Source organism: Halosimplex salinum (assembly GCF_003730195.1).
GTDB lineage: Archaea > Halobacteriota > Halobacteria > Halobacteriales > Haloarculaceae > Halosimplex > Halosimplex salinum.
The window spans coordinates 463,173-480,359 of the sequence record NZ_QWGG01000003.1; the positions used below are offsets into that span (position 1 = coordinate 463,173).

At 64.1% G+C, this 17,187-nt stretch carries 21 protein-coding genes and 1 tRNA gene; 10 read left to right on the forward strand and 12 right to left on the reverse strand.

Going from position 1 to position 17,187, the window contains the following annotated elements; translation table 11 throughout:
• Positions 1–25: 25 nt before the first annotated feature.
• Positions 26–1,165 carry a hypothetical protein gene (locus tag D1409_RS10590; protein ID WP_123536838.1) on the forward strand — a complete coding sequence of 380 codons (1,140 nt, stop codon included), beginning with the start codon at positions 26–28 and terminating at the stop codon, positions 1,163–1,165.
• Between the two features lie 6 nt (positions 1,166–1,171).
• On the opposite strand, the gene D1409_RS10595 is transcribed toward D1409_RS10590, so the two are convergent.
• The 4 genes from D1409_RS10595 to D1409_RS10610 form a co-directional block, all read right to left on the reverse strand.
• Positions 1,172–2,185 carry a mannose-1-phosphate guanylyltransferase gene (locus D1409_RS10595; RefSeq protein ID WP_123536840.1) on the reverse strand — a complete coding sequence of 338 codons (1,014 nt, stop codon included), beginning with the start codon at positions 2,183–2,185 and terminating at the stop codon, positions 1,172–1,174.
• Positions 2,186–2,246: 61 nt separating this feature from the next.
• Positions 2,247–3,035: an alpha/beta fold hydrolase gene (locus D1409_RS10600; protein WP_123536842.1), complete on the reverse strand. Its 789-nt coding sequence runs from the start codon at positions 3,033–3,035 to the stop codon at positions 2,247–2,249.
• 40 nt (positions 3,036–3,075) lie between these two features.
• A complete protein-coding gene (locus D1409_RS10605) occupies positions 3,076–3,810 on the reverse strand; it encodes a helix-turn-helix domain-containing protein (protein WP_123536844.1) in 735 nt (244 codons plus the stop codon).
• Positions 3,811–3,862: 52 nt separating this feature from the next.
• A complete protein-coding gene (locus D1409_RS10610; RefSeq protein WP_123536846.1) occupies positions 3,863–4,144 on the reverse strand; it encodes a DUF7091 family protein in 282 nt (93 codons plus the stop codon).
• Positions 4,145–4,608: 464 nt separating this feature from the next.
• Here D1409_RS10610 and D1409_RS10615 point away from each other — a divergent pair, with 464 nt between their 5' ends.
• The 5 genes from D1409_RS10615 (at position 4,609) to D1409_RS10635 (ending at position 9,838) form a co-directional block, all read left to right on the forward strand.
• Positions 4,609–5,547, forward strand: coding sequence for a replication factor A (locus D1409_RS10615; RefSeq protein WP_123536848.1), 939 nt, complete (start codon positions 4,609–4,611; stop codon positions 5,545–5,547).
• Positions 5,548–6,177 (forward strand): RPA family protein, encoded by a 630-nt coding sequence (locus D1409_RS10620; protein ID WP_123536850.1) that lies wholly within the window; start codon positions 5,548–5,550, stop codon positions 6,175–6,177.
• A gap of 273 nt (positions 6,178–6,450) precedes the next feature.
• Positions 6,451–6,888, forward strand: a complete 438-nt coding sequence (locus D1409_RS10625; protein WP_123536853.1) for a CopG family transcriptional regulator — start codon at positions 6,451–6,453, stop codon at positions 6,886–6,888.
• Positions 6,889–7,064: 176 nt separating this feature from the next.
• Positions 7,065–7,748 (forward strand): haloacid dehalogenase type II, encoded by a 684-nt coding sequence (locus D1409_RS10630; protein WP_123536855.1) that lies wholly within the window; start codon positions 7,065–7,067, stop codon positions 7,746–7,748.
• 293 nt (positions 7,749–8,041) lie between these two features.
• Positions 8,042–9,838, forward strand: a complete 1,797-nt coding sequence (locus D1409_RS10635; protein ID WP_123536856.1) for a sensor histidine kinase — start codon at positions 8,042–8,044, stop codon at positions 9,836–9,838.
• 96 nt (positions 9,839–9,934) lie between these two features.
• On the opposite strand, the gene D1409_RS10640 is transcribed toward D1409_RS10635, so the two are convergent.
• Together D1409_RS10640 and D1409_RS25580 are read right to left on the reverse strand one after the other, a co-directional pair.
• Entirely contained in the window at positions 9,935–10,387 is a 453-nt protein-coding gene (locus tag D1409_RS10640) for a DUF5814 domain-containing protein (protein ID WP_123536858.1), read from the reverse strand.
• A 72-nt stretch (positions 10,388–10,459) separates the two neighbouring features.
• Positions 10,460–10,585: a hypothetical protein gene (locus D1409_RS25580; RefSeq protein WP_268895821.1), complete on the reverse strand. Its 126-nt coding sequence runs from the start codon at positions 10,583–10,585 to the stop codon at positions 10,460–10,462.
• A gap of 323 nt (positions 10,586–10,908) precedes the next feature.
• Here D1409_RS25580 and D1409_RS24480 point away from each other — a divergent pair, with 323 nt between their 5' ends.
• Both D1409_RS24480 and D1409_RS10645 read left to right on the forward strand, forming a co-directional pair.
• Positions 10,909–11,079: a hypothetical protein gene (locus D1409_RS24480; protein ID WP_164471638.1), complete on the forward strand. Its 171-nt coding sequence runs from the start codon at positions 10,909–10,911 to the stop codon at positions 11,077–11,079.
• Between the two features lie 139 nt (positions 11,080–11,218).
• Positions 11,219–11,290, forward strand: a tRNA-His gene (locus D1409_RS10645).
• Positions 11,291–11,354: 64 nt separating this feature from the next.
• Here D1409_RS10645 and D1409_RS10650 read toward each other — a convergent pair.
• From D1409_RS10650 to D1409_RS25670, 6 genes are all read right to left on the reverse strand, one after another.
• Positions 11,355–11,786 (reverse strand): HNH endonuclease, encoded by a 432-nt coding sequence (locus tag D1409_RS10650; RefSeq protein ID WP_123536860.1) that lies wholly within the window; start codon positions 11,784–11,786, stop codon positions 11,355–11,357.
• A 97-nt stretch (positions 11,787–11,883) separates the two neighbouring features.
• Complete coding sequence (locus D1409_RS10655) at positions 11,884–12,270, reverse strand: transcription initiation factor IIB family protein (protein WP_206425025.1); 387 nt, start codon at positions 12,268–12,270, stop codon at positions 11,884–11,886.
• A gap of 475 nt (positions 12,271–12,745) precedes the next feature.
• Complete coding sequence (locus tag D1409_RS10660; RefSeq protein ID WP_164471639.1) at positions 12,746–13,054, reverse strand: HalOD1 output domain-containing protein; 309 nt, start codon at positions 13,052–13,054, stop codon at positions 12,746–12,748.
• Positions 13,051–13,902 (reverse strand): DUF7344 domain-containing protein, encoded by an 852-nt coding sequence (locus D1409_RS10665; protein WP_123536862.1) that lies wholly within the window; start codon positions 13,900–13,902, stop codon positions 13,051–13,053. Before D1409_RS10665 ends, D1409_RS10660 begins: the two co-directional genes overlap by 4 nt.
• A 116-nt stretch (positions 13,903–14,018) precedes the next feature.
• Positions 14,019–14,510, reverse strand: a complete 492-nt coding sequence (locus D1409_RS10670; RefSeq protein WP_123536864.1) for a hypothetical protein — start codon at positions 14,508–14,510, stop codon at positions 14,019–14,021.
• A 115-nt stretch (positions 14,511–14,625) separates the two neighbouring features.
• The gene (locus D1409_RS25670) at positions 14,626–14,766 is read right to left on the reverse strand and encodes a DUF6735 family protein (RefSeq protein WP_394339037.1); all 141 of its coding nucleotides are present in this window, start codon (positions 14,764–14,766) and stop codon (positions 14,626–14,628) included.
• 334 nt (positions 14,767–15,100) lie between these two features.
• On the opposite strand from D1409_RS25670, the gene D1409_RS10680 reads away from it, so the two are divergent.
• Positions 15,101–16,024: a 2-dehydropantoate 2-reductase gene (locus D1409_RS10680; protein WP_123536866.1), complete on the forward strand. Its 924-nt coding sequence runs from the start codon at positions 15,101–15,103 to the stop codon at positions 16,022–16,024.
• A 373-nt stretch (positions 16,025–16,397) separates the two neighbouring features.
• On the forward strand, positions 16,398–16,991 hold the full coding sequence (locus D1409_RS10685) for a beta-class carbonic anhydrase (protein ID WP_123536868.1): 594 nt from the start codon (positions 16,398–16,400) through the stop codon (positions 16,989–16,991).
• The last annotated feature ends 196 nt before the right edge of the window (positions 16,992–17,187 follow it).

The following is a 17,187-nucleotide window of genomic DNA, read 5'->3' on the forward strand; positions in this document are numbered from 1 at the left end:
GGGGGCGGCGGACGCTCGATCCGGTATGTCGAACGAGCGAGCGAACGACGAGCGGCCGACCGGTGGGACCGACTGGCGCACTGCGGGACCGGGGATCCGGCTGACAGACGCCGAGGCGGCGCTGGCGCCGCGAGAGACTTCGTTCGCGGATGCGCAGTCCGGAGCGAACTTCGTCGTCTTCGAGCCGGGGTGGCTCCCCGCCGACTGCGAGGTCAGGCAGACGACGCTCAGGCCCGAGCAGCCGCCGGGGCGGCCCGACGGACTCGACGCGGAGGCGATCGGACAGACGCCGTGGAGCGACGGCAACCCCGCGGCCGTGCGTGCGGTCGTCGACGGCGACGGCCGCCGTCTCCGGATCAAGCAGTTCCTGTACGACTGGGCGCCGCCGGCGGCGAGCGTCGCGCCGCTGTGGGGGACCGAAGACCCGACGCCGGTCGCGGCGGGCGACGCCGTGGGCTTTCTCGGCACCGACTACAAGGAGAATCGCGGCGCCTGCGTCCAGCGGGCGCGCACGCAGGTCGAGGTGTCGGTACTGGACGGCGCGTTCGACGACGCTGAACTCGAAGGACTGCTCGACGGGCTGGAGCCCGCGGTGGACCCGGAATCGGGCGACTCCGAGGCGGCGGCCGTTCGGCAGGTCCCGTTCCACAGACTGAGCTACTGGGCCCGGTATCGGTGCGAGGGGGTGGGGGTTCCCCACGGACTGTGGGACCACGGCGTCGCGCGGCCCTACCACGAGAGCGTCCCGTGCTCGCCGGCCGCGCTGCGGGAAGTGGAGCCGCCGTTGCTCGCTCCCGGCGACGACTCCGTCGGCCGTCAGTACGCCCTCGACTCGGCCGTGACCTTCCCGGAAGCCGAGGCAGTCGAGGCCGTCTATCGCCACGAGGCGAACGGGAGCGACCACCTCTGGGTCACCGCCGCGGCCGAAGAGAGTTCGCTCGGTCCCGAGGTTCCGCCCGAGCCCGCCGAACAGCCCGCCGAGACGCGCGAGACGGTCAGGCTCCGGGACGAGACGGTCCACTACGCGGCGCTGACCGAGGACCGCGGCGCGTGGGAGGCGGTCTGGACCGAGGACGGGGAGAGCTACGCCGTCGTGGCCGGTGCGTCGCGGGAACTCGACGGCGAGGCGTTCCGGGCGCTGGTAGCGGGGCTGGAGCGGCCCTGAGAGCGGTCAGAACAGGTCGTCGGCTTCGAGTTCGGCGACGACCTCGCGGACGCGCTGGGCCTGGCGCTTCGGGACGACGAGCGTGCGGTCGCCGTAGGACGCCACCACGACGTCGTCGACGCCGACGACGCTGGCGTGGCCGTCGGTGGCGACGACGGTGTTCTCGGCGTCGACGGTGAGGCCGTCGCCGAGGACGACGTTCCCGTCCTCGTCGCCGTCGAGGACGCGCTCGATGGCGTCCCACGCGCCCAGATCGTCCCACTCGAAGGTCGCGGGGACGAGCGCGGCGTTCTCGGTCGCCTCCATGACGGCGTAGTCGACGCTCACGGGGTCGACGGCGTCGAACCCGCCTTCCGGGTCGCCGTCGTCGAGGGCGTCGACGAGGGGTGCGAGGTCGGAGTCGGCCGCTTCGCGGAGGAAGGCGTCGGGCGTCCACGCGAACATCCCGGCGTTCCAGTAGTAGCCGTGGTGGCGGTAGCGCATCGCCGCGCCCTGGTCGGGTTTCTCTGTGAACGTCTCGACCGGGTAGTACGCGTGGCCCGCGTCCGTCGTCGCCTCCTCGCCCGGTTTGATGTAGCCGTAGCCGGTCTCCGGCCGGGTGGGTTCGACGCCGACGGTCACGAGCGAGTCCGTCTCGGCGGCGACCGACGCGGCGCCTTCGAGGGTATTCGCGAAGTCCCCCTCGACGTGGTGGTCGCTGGGGAGACAGACGAGCGTGCAGTCGCCCACCTGTTCGCGGACGCGGTGGGCCGCGTAGGCCAGCGCCGGGCCGGTGTCTTTCGGTTCGGGTTCGGTGAGCACGGCGGCGTTCGGGGCGTGCTCGCGGACCTGGTCGGCGAGATCTGGCCGGGTGAGGACGTACACCTCGTCGGCGAAGCCGGCGCGTTCGACCGTCTCGGCGAGCAAGGACTGGTCGCCCCCGAACGAGAGGAACTGTTTCGGGCGGTCGCTCCGGCTGGCCGGGTAGAGGCGGGTCCCCGTGCCGCCCGCGAGGACGACGGCGACGATGGTGTCGGGCATGGCTGGGTGGTGGAGCGGACCGGAAAAATAGTCGACGGGTACGGCTGCGGCGGTCGAGCGCCTACCCGGGGAAGCTCCGCACTTCCCGCGAGACCCGTTCGGGCGCCTCGGCCGGTCCCGCGTGGCTCACCCCGTCGAAGTCGACGAAACGACTGTGCGGGAGCGCGTCGTGGACGTTGCGAGCGCTCTCGCGGAGGAACTGCGGACCCTCCGTTCCTGTGAGGACGAGCGCGGGCACGTCGACGTCGAGACGGTCGGGGAGGGTGTAGCGCTCCACCGCCCTGTTCATCCGGATCACTTCCTCGACGAGGTCGACGCACTGGGGCCACACCGGCCACTCGGCGAGCCAGGCGTCCAGATCGTCGACCTCACCGGCGTGGATCACCTGCTCGACGTACAGCTTCATCGCCTCCTCGCGCTCGCCGTCGTCAAGGCGCGCCTGCATCCGGTCGGCCAGGTCGGCGTGCTCGGCGAACGCCTCCGGGAGAATCGCGGGCTCGTAGGCGACGACCGCTTCGACCGGCGCATCTCTCGCGGCTTCCAGCGCCGTGAGCGCGCCGAAGGAGTGGCCGAACAGGGCCGGGTCGCCGTCGACGGCCTCGGCGAGCGCGCGGACGTAGTCGACCTCTCGGTCCAGCACCTCGTCGGGCCCGGTCTCGTCCAGCCCGTCGAGACAGGTGCCGAAGCCCGGCCGCTGCGGGACGACGGGCGCGTACGCCTCGAAGTGGGGGACGACGGGCTGCCAGTACTCTCTGGGCGCCATCCCGCCGTGGAGCATGAGGAGGGGCTGGCCGTCGCCGTGCCGTTCGTACTCGATCGCGGTGCCGTCTGCAGTCTGTGTGGTCTGCATGGGATGCTCCGTTGTGCGGTCGCGGGGCTACGTCTGTCTCTCAGTCGTGCGGCGTTTCAAGTAGGGGCGGACGTTCGCGGTCGGTCCCGTCGACGTGGGCTTCGACGAGGTGGGTCTGGGCGCGGCGGAGGCGCTCGGAGCACGAGGAGGCGGCGATGTCGAGTTCGTCGGCCACGTCCTCCAGGGAGGCGCGCCGCGGGATCTCGAAGTAGCCCATTTCGTAGGCGGCCCGGACCGCGTCACGCTGGGCGTCGGTGAGTCCGTCGTCGGAGCCCGCGGGCCCGGCGAATCCGTCGGCACCGTCGCCGACGCGGGTGAGCTTGCGGAGTCGGAACGGGACGTTGCGCTGCCAGAAGGTCCGCAGTTCGTCGAACGCGTCGCGGTCGGCGAAGCGACCCCGCTGGACCCACCCCGTCGGCGTCGCGCGGATGCGTTCGATGTGGGTCGGCGTCTCGTAGAGCGCTCGCAGGTCGTCCAGATCGTCGAGGTCGTCGCCGAGCTGTTCGGCCATGCTCGTGCCCGGCCGGATCGTGTAGCGACTCGCGTCGCCCTCCCGGGCGACGAGCGTGTACTCGCCGACAAAGGGCGTCCGCTCGAACTCCGCCTCGACCGCCGCGACCGTCTCCTCGCTCCCGACCACGCGCGCGGTGAACCGCGGTCGCTCGCTCATGCCGGGACTGAGCGCGAGGTCGATGTCGGCCTCTGGCACCGCCGCCGCTACGTCGACCAGCGGGAGCGCGTCACAGCCGATCTCGTACTCGGCGCGGAGGGGCATACGGTCCCGACTCGGGCGGGGATGTCAAGTGTCCGTCGAAAACGGCTCGCACTCACCACGTCTCGATTTCGCCCGCGCGGATGTCCTCGACGCAGCCCTGGCAGTCCTGGGACTGGGGGTCGAAACAGCCCGGTTTGTACTCGGGGTCGAGTTCCACTGCGCGGCGCTCGGCGTAGCGGCGGCAGACGATCTTCGCGCGGCCGTCGTCGCCGAAGGGCAGGTCGGCCTGGGTGGCCCGCTTGGCGTGTCTGTACGCGCGCTTGGCCTCGCCGACCTGCTTGCCCGCCGACCGGATCTTGTCCCGGAGGATGCGCTCGATGCGGTCGTCCGCCATCTGTGCGTGCCTTCGGGTGGGTGACTCTTAGCCCCGTCGGCCTGCGAGTTGGTGAGTCAGGTGGAGACGGGTTGTCGAGTGCAGAAGATGGAGACGGGTTGTCGAGTGCAGAAGTGACCGACGACGCCCCGAACAGCGTGAAAGCCCCGAGGCGTTCGAGGACTGCGCACCGATAGACTCGCTTCGCTCGTCTATCGAGCCTTCGTTCACTCCGTTCACGAAGACCTCGCACGATGCTGTCGCGGCAAAATCGCCGCCAACGTCAGAGCACACTCTGACGGCCCTCGGAATCGCGAGCGATTCCGAGACGACAGCGCGGCACAGAACCGCACTATAATACTCGCCCTTACCGCCGCTATCCCCCGATTTTCACTTTCACTCCGCTGGCCGAGTGTTTATATACGGGGGCGACCAAGAGACGACTGTCTCCCACCGAAAACAACGTGGAGACAGGAACGACACAGATGACGGATTTGCGTACACAAGCGACAGAGATACACGAACAGTTCTCAGACCAGCTCGACATTTCGGTCGACGACGTAGAGGAGCGTCTCGACACGCTGGTCAACGAGTACAAGGTCCCCCTCTCGGAGGCCCGCCGGAGCGTCACCAACACCTACCTCGACGAGGCGGGGATGGAGCGCGACGAACTCGGCGGTGGCGCCGGGTCGGGCAACGAGCAGGTCGAGATCGCCGACGTCGACGCCCCCGAGGAGTGGATCGACGTCACGGCGAAGGTGACCGAGCTCTGGGACGCGACCTCCGATGCGGTCGCACAGGTCGGTCTGCTCGGCGACGAGACGGGCACGATCAAGTTCACGAAGTGGTCGAAGTCCGACCTCCCGGATCTGGAGGAGGGCAAGGTCTACCACCTTCGGAACGTCGTCACCGACGAGTACGAGGGCCGCTACTCGGTGAAGCTCAACCGGACGACCGTGATCGAGGAGCGCGACGAGGACATCGAAGTCGGGAGCGACGACGTGACCGTCGAGGGCGCGCTCGTCGACATCCAGTCCGGCTCGGGACTCATCAAGCGCTGCCCGGAGGAGGACTGCACGCGCGTCCTCCAGAACGGTCGCTGTAACGAGCACGGCGAGGTCGAGGGCGAGTTCGACCTCCGCATCAAGGGCGTGCTCGACGACGGCAACGAGGTCCACGAGATCCTCTTCAACAAGGAGGCCACCGAGGACCTGACCGGCATCACGCTCGAGGAGGCCCAGGAGATGGCGATGGACGCGCTGGACACCTCGGTCGTCGCCGACGAGATGCGCGCGGACCTGCTCGGGAAGTACTACCGCATCACCGGGCCGACGTTCCGCCGCTACGTGCTGGTGGACGACGTGGAACAGCTCTCGGACCCGACGGACGCTGAAGCCGTGCTGATCAAAGCGAGGTCGATATAGATGGCGACGACACCCACCCGCGAGGTCGCGCGGCGCGTGTTCGCGGGCGAGTTCAACGACGCGCACTACACGTTCAAGGAGAGCGACGACGAGCGAGCGCCGGTGTACCTCCTGCTCCCGACGGGGGAGCGAGCGAACCGCGTGTTCATCGTCGGGACGCTCATGGAGACCGAGGACGTCGGCGACGACAGCGAGTACTGGCAGGGGCAGGTCATCGACCCCAACGGCGACCGCTACTACATGTACGCCGGCCAGTACCAGCCCGACGCGGCTTCGATGCTGCGCGAGCTGGAGCCGCCGGCCTACATCTCGGTCGTCGGCAAGCCCCGCACCTACGAGACCGACGACGGCGACGTGAACGTCTCCGTCCGACCGGAGTCGATCACCGAGGTCGACGCCGCGACGCGGGACCGCTGGGTCGTCGAGACGGCCGAGCGAACGCTGGAACGCATCCAGCACTACCAGGCCGAGACCGACGAGGACGGCGACGGCGCCACCGTCGACGAGTACGTCGCGATGGCCCAGGAGGAGTACGACCTCCCGGTCGAGAACTACCGCCGACAGGTGGTCGAAGCCCTCGAGAGTCTCGAAGCCGAGGAGGGCGTCGCGGCCGAAGCCGGCGACGCCTGACAGCGGAACCGCCTCGGCCCACGTTCACCCGGGGGCCACTCGCCAGCCGATCCGACGACCGCCGATTTTTTCTTTGAGACGACAGGAACGCTATCAGATCTGCTGACAGGTGTCCGATTCGTCCCGATCGAACGCCCCAGTTATCAGTTCTGATTTTCACAGAACGAGGGAGAAGGCCGGCGTCAGGCCGGCACGCAGTTTATTTCGCGCTCACGAGATCTCGTGACAGCGTCTGACAAACGATTAAGTGCGAGGGGTTCAGAGTGATGATCAATGAGTAAGAACAAGACGATCTCCTTTCGCGTGAGCGAGGACAAGTTCGAGACGCTCCGCGAGATCGCCGACGAGCGGGACCTCTCGCTGTCGGCGGTGTTCAGGGACTACGTCGACATGCTCGTCGCGCACGACGGCCAGGTCGAGGTGGTTCCCGAACATCAGCTCAACGAGTCGAACGCGAGCACGAGCGACACGGAGAGCTTCCCGCCGAAAGTCGAGGTGCCCAAGAGCTTCGTCCGCGAACACGAACGCCTCGAACTCGAGGCCGAGCACCTCCGCGAACAGCTCGAAGAGCACAAGCGCTACGTCACGAAGCTCCGCCAGCAACTCGACGAGCACGACCAGGAAGACGTGGTCCAGCTCGAAGACCTGGACGGCGGCGAAGACGACGAGGAAGCCTCCTACCGCCTGGGCAACTTCGAAGAGTCGGTCTAAGCTGCAGCGGTTCTCTCACTCTTTGCGTCTCTCACTCCCTCACTCTCATTCACTCACTCTCACCCTCGAAGTCTCGCAGTCTCGCAGTCCCAACGATCGGTCCAGTCTAGTCCAGACCAATACAGCCCGGCGACGGCCGAGTCGTTTTGTGCCTCCCCCACGATCAGTGAGACCACATGCCATTCGACCCGGAACAGGTGTCGACACTCACGTTCGACTCGTACAGTACGCTCGTCGACGTCGACGCGGCCGAACGGGCGCTCGCGGAACGGGTCGCCGAGCCCGAACCCGTCTCGAAGTTGTGGCGGTCGCGCTCGCTGGAGTACACGATGGTCGCCAACCACATCGACGCCTACCAGCCGTTCTACGAGATGAACCGCGACGCGCTCCAGTACGCGCTGGACGCCACCGGCGCCGACGTCTCCACCGAGGAGCGCGACGAGATCCTCGCCGTCTACCACGAACTCGACGTCTTCGACGACGTGCGCGACGGGCTGGAGCGGCTCCGCGACGCCGGCTACGACTGCTACGTCCTCTCCAACGGCAACCCGGAGATGCTCGACTCGCTCGTCGAACACTGCGACATCGAGGATCTGGTCGAAGACACCATCAGCGCCGACGAGATTGAGCTCTTCAAGCCACACGGTGACCTCTACCGCCACGCCGCGGAGCGAGCGGAGACGCCGATCGGGGAGATGGCGCACGTCACGGCGCTGTGGTTCGACGTGATGGGCGCCCATCACGCCGGGATGCAGGGCGTCCGCGTCGACCGGAAGGGCGACCCCCCTGAGACGTTCGGACCAGCACCGGATCTGACGATCGAAGGGTTCGACGACCTCGTCGCGGCGCTAAAAGAGTGAGTGCTGTGTACGAGGACGTCGTAGGACTGTTCGCACGAAGTTGGTTTCACGGTAGATAGCGTCGTATTTGCCGGTCAGTACGAGTACAGATTGGCCAACAACTGAAGCCGACCTCGGGCTCAGACCACCCTGCTGTTCCTGTCATCAGTGAGAATCAGCTCAGTAGGCTTCATCCCACGACGAAATCTACGGGGATTCGCCTTGCGACCACTGTTACGAGTTACATCCTTCAATTATCGCCGATGAGATCGGGCGGAGACATTTAATGTGTCTCTGTAAGGGTAGCCAGTCGTATGGCTGCCAGTTCGCCCGTTGTCTGGGCATACCACTCGCTCTTGATATTTGCGACGGTTCTACACGTGCTTCTCGGGTACTGGATCTATCGGGATCACTGGGACAAGCGCGGTGCAAAGTGGTTCGTAGCGATGCTCGCGATCGGCGGCACGTACGCGCTGTGCACGTCCGCCCAGTTGCTCGTTCCCTGGCTCGAAGCGAAGACTGTCCTCTCGATGGTGGGTGGCTTCTTCGGGCTGCTCTCCTACGTGGTCTTCGCCGTTTTCGCGGGGAAGTACACGGAGACCGAGTACCACCGGCGTCCGGTCGTCAAACTCGTCCTGGTGACAGTTCCGATCAGCTATCTCGTGTTCGTCCTCATTCGACCAATCGTAGACCTCTGGGTGGCCGACTATTGGATCGAGACCGAGCCGTTCCGATACCTGGCGTACGAACCCGGGCCGGGCCTTCTCTTCGTCGCGGTGCTGTCGTACCTCGTCGGCTTCTACAACCTCTACAAGTTGTCAATGTATCTCCTGTCGACCTCGAAACGTGCCACGAAACAGCTCGGTCTCTTGATGGCCGGGACGCTCAGCGTCATGCTCGTCGCCACCGCGAGCAACCTCGGGCTGTTCCCCGCGGAACACTTCTATCACGGCATCTACGCAACGATTCCGTTCATCCTGTTCACCTCACTGGCGCTGTTCCGGTACGACTTCCTGCGGGTTCAACCCGTCGCCCGTAACGCTGTCGTCGAAGGTCTCGACGACCCCGTCATCGTCCTCGACGAGGACCGCGCCGTCGCGGATTTCAACGAAGCGAGCACCCGCCTGTGGCCATTTCTGCCCGACGTCGTCGGCGAACCGATCGCGGACGCCTGTCCCGACCTGGTAGACGCGATGTGGCTCGACGACGAGACGTGGGGCCTCGCGGTGAAGGGAGACCGAGACGAGCTGGCCGACCAGATCACGTTCACAGTCGACGGGTCCGAGCGTCACTTCTCTGTCAACCTGTCGACTGTCGGCGGTGACGACGAGAGCGCAAACTGGGTGTCGATTCTTCTCAGGGACGTCACGGAGCTCGAACGATCCCGTTGGCGGCTCGAGAAACAGAACGAACGCCTCGATCAGGTCGCCTCGACAATCTCACACGACCTCCGCAATCCCATCAATGTCGCCGACGGCTACGCCGAGCTCGTCGAGAGTCTGATCGACGAAGACGGGCTCGACGCCAGTGACGCCGAGACCGCGATCGAACACCTCCATCGGATCCGGACCAGTCACGACCGGATGGAGGCGATTATCGCGGATATCCTCACCATCGCCCGCAAAGGCAAGACTGTCGATGAGACTCAGCAGGTCTCGCTGGCGGCTGCAGCCCGCGACGCATGGCACAACGTCGAGACGGAAAACACCACCCTGACCGTCGGCGCCGACCGGCGTCTCCAAGCTGACCGCTCGAAACTCCTTTCGATTTTGGAGAATCTCTTCCGGAACGCCCTCGACCACGGTCCGGACGACGTCCACGTGACTGTGGAAGCGACCGCCGATGGCTTCGCTGTCGCCGACGACGGCCCTGGCATCCCGACGGAGCACCGTGACGGTATCTTCGAGTACGGCTACACCACCAGTGAGGAGGGAACCGGCCTCGGTCTTTCGATCGTCCGGGCCATGGCCGAGTCCCACGGTTGGATCGTCGAGCACGACGACGGATACGCCGACGGCGCGCGATTCGTCTTCGGCAACGTCGACGTGGTGCCGCTGTCCGACTCCGAAACCGCCAGTCACGGCGAGTCTGACCCGATCCAACGCGGGTGAGTGGTTTCATCTGTACTGACCATCGGTTATCACAGCCTCGCGATACGGTGATATAGTAGTACGGAAGAGCCCGATTCGAGTGCGTTCCCGATATCGCTACAGCAGTTCTTCCCGCTTTCTCCGGGCCTCGCTCGCGGTGTCGTTCCGGCCGTCGACGTCGGCCAGCGTCTCGACCGCTTCGAGCGTGCGGACGGCGCCGTCGAGGAAGGAGAGCACGTCGCCCGGGTAGGCGTACAGCATGTAGTCGGCGCCCATCACGTCGACGATGGCGTCGGGACCGAGTCCCTGGGCGCGCAGTTCGAGGAGATAGCGGACGAACTTCTCCTCGGGGTGACCACAGTGGGGGTTGGCCTCGCAGTCGCAGTCCATGAAGTCCTGCGCGAAGTCCAGCACGCGGTCCTGTGTGGTCTCGTCGAGTTTGGCGAGGTTCTCACCCTGGAACAGCATGTCCATCGTCGCCCCTTTGAACGCCCCCTTCGGGAACGACGTCTCTAGCTGAGAGGCGATCTGCTGGTGGTTCTTGATGTAGATCTTGTCCGTGATCGCCACGCGTGGTCGAACAGAGACGGCGCGGCGTCAAAAGCGTCTCGGACGGCCCCGGTCGCGAGCGGGTTCCGCGCGTCACCGGGGGATCGGCCCGCGGAAGTCCTCCGCGACTGCGTCGACGATCGTGTCTGCGAGGCGACCCCGGTAGTCGCACTCCAATCGGTCGCTCACGCGCGCGACGAGATAGCTGTCACCGCGCACGGCGAGTCGAACATCGTCGCCCGGCGACCCGGCCGATCACCAGCCCCGAGTTTCGCTCCACGACCACCGCTTCGGCCCCATATCGGATAGTAGTGCGCTCCTTCGCGTGCGAACTGTCGCCTCCCCAACGCTACATACATAGCCCCGTCCCGTTCGTCGGCGCAACACGCATAGCGACGACCCTTACCCCCGCGTAGATCCTTCGTCGATACGAGGAGTTCACGAGCGATTACCCGGATCGGCGTCGAAGTCACCGGAGCCTACGGCGATTGCACCCCCCGCAACCACGGGACCGCTCGTGACCGTAATCGAGACCGAAACCAATGAGAGACACCATCCAAGACACCGACACCCAGGAACAGGACGAGTTCGCAACCGACCGATACCTCACGACCCAGTACGGCGACCGAGGCGAGGAGATCACCCTCCTCCACGACACCGAAAACGAGCACGCCTGGATCCAGTCCGACCACGCAGTTGACGTTTCGCAGTAAGCTCGGGTTAGAATCCATGGACGTGCGCCCAGTCGAGAGTCATCCGCTCGTCGGCCCGTGACCCTGCTTCACACTCAGGTCCCGGAGTCGTAACGTATTTCAATTCTACCCGGTTACGTCGATATACTCCAACAGCGTGTCCGGGTTGGGGTAGTGGTTATCCTTCAGCCTTGTGGAGGCTGAGACGCGGGTTCGATTCTCGCACCCGGACCTCGAAATTAAGCCCTTTAGGGGCTCATTCTCCGTATTTAATACCCGAGCCAGAAGCGGGTCTTCTATTCGTCCACGAGAGTGGTCGATTCACTGTCGATTCGCGAGCGAAGTCGCTGTTTCGAGATCTTGCCGTGATCGGCTTTCCGGTGACAGGAAATACAGAGTGAGATGACGTTCTCGAGGAAGTGGGCGTCAGTTTTCGTGTGGTCGTCTGACTCGATGAATCGGCGTACGGGAACGATGTGGTGGACGTCGGGATTCCGGCCGATGTCGTCCGTCGTCGCACCACAGCGAATGCATTGATAGTCGTCACGTTCCAGTGCTCGGCGTCGAACGTCGCTCCAGCCGGGCCCGTACGATTCGTTCCCACTGCCTTTCCAGTTCGGATGGCCATCGCCGGTGAACGACTCCGAGAGCCACTCGCGACGACACACTTCGCTGCAGACGGCAACATCGGTGGTCGCGTTCGGACTCCGACACAGGAACGCCCGCATGGAGTATACCGGAGTCACGGGGATCGATTATTCGGGAAGGGATCTCCCTCCAGTTCAGATACACTCCCAGCATGGGAAGTCGCTGTAGCCATGGGGATCATATCTGGAAGATATCACTGTGAGCACTCACCACTGGGCCGGGGAGCAGGTCCGCCGACTGGGCTGACCGGAAGAGTGCACTCGCCTGTTCCCGGTGGTCGCGATCGAGGTCGAGCGCCCCGACGAGACGAGCGATCTCCGTACAGCCGTGGGCGAGATTACGCTCGGCTTTGGACTGCCACTTCGCCCGGGTGTGTTCGCGGCGCAATCGGCCTAGTTGGCGTCGCTTCCGGCTGGAGAGTCGGTTGCCTTTCCCGTCCGCCTTGTACCCGATCTTCGTCGAGAGCCCGCGGTCGTGACGGGCTTCGGTGAGCGGCGCCCCGGTGCGCTCCCGGTTGGTCTCGTCCTTGTCGTAGGTCCGTGTCCGCGACGATCGACCCGGCACGCCTCGATGACGAGTCCGCAATCGGTACACCGGGTTTCGCCGCCGTCCGTGGTGAGTCGGCCGTCACACTCGGGACAGTCGTCGGCCGGGATGGAGTTGGCGTGCTGTTCGTCGAAGTCGCGCTCGAAGGGATCTATCGTTGCCATCAATGGTCAGCGCGAGGCGAGTCTGTCCTGCCCCCGCACCCCTCAGGGGGGAATAAACTCACCGTCGCGACACCTGGCCGTCGAGAGACTCAGTTGTCGTGCCTGACGAGGACTGGATGCGAATGGCCACCATGTGGACCCTCACGTACGGAGATGTCGAGCACATCCAGTTGGTGCACCCACTGACGCAGAAGCGAAGGTGTATAGACGCAACTACCGGACCATCCCGTTCGCAGGAATGGGACACTCCAACCGATACGTCAATGCGGTATAGTTGTCTGCGGATCGCCTGAGCGGCTCAATCTGGCAGACCGAAGCGAAAACGCACCTTACTCCTCGAGTCGTGTGACCTCGACCGCGTCAGGGGTTACTGTGACTGTACACCGCTCGTATTCAAATGTCATCTCGGCCGCGTTCGTTTCCGCGTCGCGCTCGGCAAACAAATCATTGAGAGCCTCGGTATCTATCACGTCACCCAGTGGCTCGAGGTCGAGCACAGTCGTATCGGTGAATGCGGCAACTGCCCGCACTACGTCAACGGTCGGTCGTGTGTCAGCGCTTCTGCGATGGGTCACTTGTGCTGTCGTCGAGGTACTGGAGGCGTTCTGATCGTCGTCTGTCGTGCTGTCGTCGGTCATGCTTTGAAGGGGAGGTCGCTGACGAAGTCTTCACTCTGGTAGTCGAGGTGATCCAGACGCGGGCCCAGGAGTTCGCGAACCAGTACGACCAGTGGATTCGTCGCTCCTTCGCCGATCATGGCGACTTCCGTTCGCGTCCCGTCATCGTCTATGTCGTTCCACAGGCCGACGACAACCTTCTCCCGGTCAGCAATAATGAGGCGACTGACCGTCGGATAGGTCACCTCCGAGTGCATCCAGTCCAGTTGCGGTTCCCAGACTGTTGCGTCCGGGAGACACTCGACGAAGAACTGCCGCGCGTCCTCGCTTTTCACGCCAGCGGAGAAGTCGACGCCGCGCTCGATGGCATTCTTGGCATGAGGAAGACACTCCTCGTCCAGTAGTTCGTCAGACGTATAGATGAGGAACAACTCCTCGTCCGCCCTGTCCGCCAGTTCTCGACTGTAGTCGTAGATCGCCTCTTGCCCGTGGATGAGGCCGATCCGTTGGTCATCGACATCGTGCCCGGTCAGGAACTCGGAGAGCAGTCCGTCAATTTCGTCGATGTCCTTCCAGAGTACATCGGCCGCTGTATACGCCCCTCCCGCGACGACGTTTTCGTCGCGGTCGTACATAATCAGGCCAGCGTCGTCGAGCTGGGGGAGACGCTCGTGGTGAAGCGTAATGAGCAGGTCTTCCAATCGCTGCTCGTAGTCCGCGGTAGGGACGACCGCCGCATCTTCGGAGACGATCCTCTCGGCGAGGTCGGTGACAGTCCACTCACCGTCTCCTTGCTGAACAATCGAGACGATGGTTCGGTTTATTTCTTCAGTCAGTAGGCTGAGTATCTCTTCCCGTCGTGAATCCATTAATATGGTATTCTCAGAGCCACTCTTATGCGTTGGTATATCTATTACACAATTTACATATGTGCTGTTGGGAACCGATTTGGGATCGAAGCTACGCTTCTCACAATTACGACTGGCTACTCACGGCCGAAGCGTTTCTGTGAGCACCTGTAGTTTGGTGTGCCGAGCCAGTCCCGTTGTTCCGCCAGTACATTCAGGTTCTTCAGTGGTTCTTCCTGTTCCAGTACGTCCCTTTGGACGAGTGCTTTCAGGACAATGGGCGAGATAACAATCCTGAAGTCAGCGACCGTCTGGAGTTCGGGGAGGGCTCGAAGGTCGGCCGTGATCAGGAACTCGGCGTCTATTTTCTTGGTCAGCAATGCGCAGCATCCTTCTCCCTGGTCTACGCGGGAGAACTCGAGATTGCCGTTGACATGGTGAGTGGTGACCCAGTCGAGGTTGGCGAGGACAGTTTCGGCGGCATCGCCGTGACTATCGTCGTCCTCCGCAGTGTTCTCCAGTTCGTCGACGGCTGGTTCCGCGGTGTGGACCTCGAACTCTGCGAGAAATCGGTTGAGTGTATCGGCTGTGGCGAGGGAGATGAGAGCGCTGGCGTCGGCGACGATCATTCAGGGTCCACTATCGTTCGGCGAGTTCGTCAGCGAGGTCAGTACTGGAAGCGCGACGGATTCGGAGTCGCGAAGCGTGGGAAACCGTAAGCAGTGACGACACTGCGCTGGTATTCTACTCGACAAGTCGTGGCCTGCGGACGATCAGCTCCTCTGTGTCGTCGACCCAGGTGTCGAGTTTTCGGGCCATATACTCGGTGGCCTCGTAGTGGGAGAAAACGTCCCGGTCGAGCATGTCGCCGACCGTGGCTTTCAGCCCGCGGAACTGACCCTGTGCATGTCCGTCACCGACTGGCTTGCCCTCGTATCACCGGTCCTTCGGGGCGCACAAAAACGACACGCCGGCACTCACCGGTGTTCATGCGTCTCGTCGGCGAATCCGACCGCACGAATGACTCGACGAGCACGTCAACCCGTATCGTATCGCCTGGATCACTTGCGAAGTGCGTGTCCGCTGGAAGGGGCGACACCACACTCTCCGCGGAGGCATCACTTCACGGCCTTCAGCCCGACAAGTTGATTCGCCGCAAGCACCTCTATTGCCCACTACGGGGTGACCTTCTTTGGTCTCGCAGCGAGAAGTGACCCGGATGAAGGTCGCAATCTTCGGCGCTGGTGGCATCGGTGCGTATCTCGGCGCCAGACTCGCAGACACCGGCCACGACGTGCATCTCGTCGCTCGCGGTGACCACCTCGCGGCGATCCGGTCGGACGGCCTGCGCGTCGAGAGTATCGCCGGCGATACGACCGTCGACCTCCCCGCAACGGACGATCCCAACGACATCGGCCCGGTCGACTACGTCCTGTTCACGGTGAAATCCTACGATACCCGCGACGCCGCGGCCGCCCTCGACCCGCTCGTCGGCCCGGAGACGGCCGTCGTCTCTTTCCAGAACGGCGTCGACAACGAACGGTGGATCGCCGAGGAAGTGGGCGAAGACCACGTCGTCGGAGGCGTCGCGTACATCTTTTCGACGATCCAGTCACCGGGCGTCGTTGCCCACACGGGTGGGCCGGCACGCTTCGTCTACGGCGAATTCGACGGGACACGGACCGACCGCATCGAGACCCTCCACGACGCGCTCTCCGAGAGCGACGGGATCGAAGCCGTACTGGCCGACGTCATCCGCGTGGAACTCTGGGAGAAGTTCGCGTTCATCTGTGCTCACTCCGGGATGACCGCAGCGACGCGGAAACCCATCGGTCGGATTCGAGAGACGCCCGATTCCTGGGTGATGTACCGCCGCATCATCGAGGAAGTCGTCAGCGTCGCCCGAAAGAAAGATATCGAGCTGCCCGACGAGACGGTCGACGACTGGCTCGAGTTCGCCCACGAGCTCGAGCCCGAGATGCACTCCTCCCTGCACTACGACCTCACCCACGGCAAGCGCCTCGAACTCGACGCGCTCAACGCCTCGGTCGTTCGCCACGCCGAAGACGTCGGTGTCGACGTCCCGATGAACGAGGCTATCACCGCGATCTTGCGTCCCTGGGCCGATGAACACGCCGAGTAGTCGAGCAGTAGTTTAGGTCGTGGCTGCGCGCGCAGGGACGAGCACGGAGCGGAGGGTGGGGCGGTGGGGTTGGGCCGGTCCGACCCCGAGAACCCGGCAGAGACTTGGATCGGCTCGGCCCGCTCTCCATCGGCGAACTTTATCAACGTCTGACCAAGTCCCCGGAAACCACGGACCAACCGACCGACAGTCTCACTGGACTCGTGTCACCACCATCATGCCGAACGGTCCTTCGCCAGGGAGCCATACTCGGTGGTGTCGAATTCACTGACTGTTCCGAACGTAGCGACAGGGGAAACTGGGTAACTGACAGCCAGCGGCAACACCGTGTCGTACCCAAACATTCCTCCCGACTCGGCCCTTTCATCCAAGGATGGCAGACAATCACAAACACCACGAGCACGTCGACGAGACAGTCACAGAGCGCTCCGACTGGGCCCGCCGCCGTCGCGAGGGCATCCCGACGAACAAGAATCTCCTCGTCATCGCCTGTATGGACGAACGAATTCCAGTCGAAGACGTACTCGGGCTCGAACTTGGTGACGCCCAGATCTATCGGAACGCCGGTGGGAAGGTCACTGACGACGTCATCCGCTCGGCCGCATTGACGACGAACTTCTTCGACACGGACGAAATCATCGTCATCAACCACACCGACTGTGGGATGATGAGTGCCCCGGACGCGGCCGTCCGTGACGGGCTCGAAGCACAGGCCGTCGACCTGTCGGACGTTGACCTCGACCCGTCGCTTCCCGAGCTCAACATCGGCGATGCTGATATCATCGACTGGGTCAAGATGACCGACGACATCGACGAAGCCTGTGCGGCACAGGTCGAGTATCTGCGACAGTCGGAGCTCATCCCGGACGATGTTACCGTCTCGGGGTACGTCTACGAGGCCGAGTCCGGCGAACTCCGGGAACCCGGTGAGCGCATCGCTGGCAAAATCAGTGAACGACAGACGTAGCACAGCCCCAAGTCAGTACATCGCCGGCTCGTCAGGACTGCAGTACGCGCAGAACTGGCGTGGCCCCCTAAGAGCGTACTGTACCGTGAGCGCTCGTCGGAGTTCGAAACCCCCGTCGGGAACATACTGACCGGGCGTACGTCATCCAGAGCTCTGAACTGTCGACGACAAGGTCGTGGCTGCGCGCACGACGAGG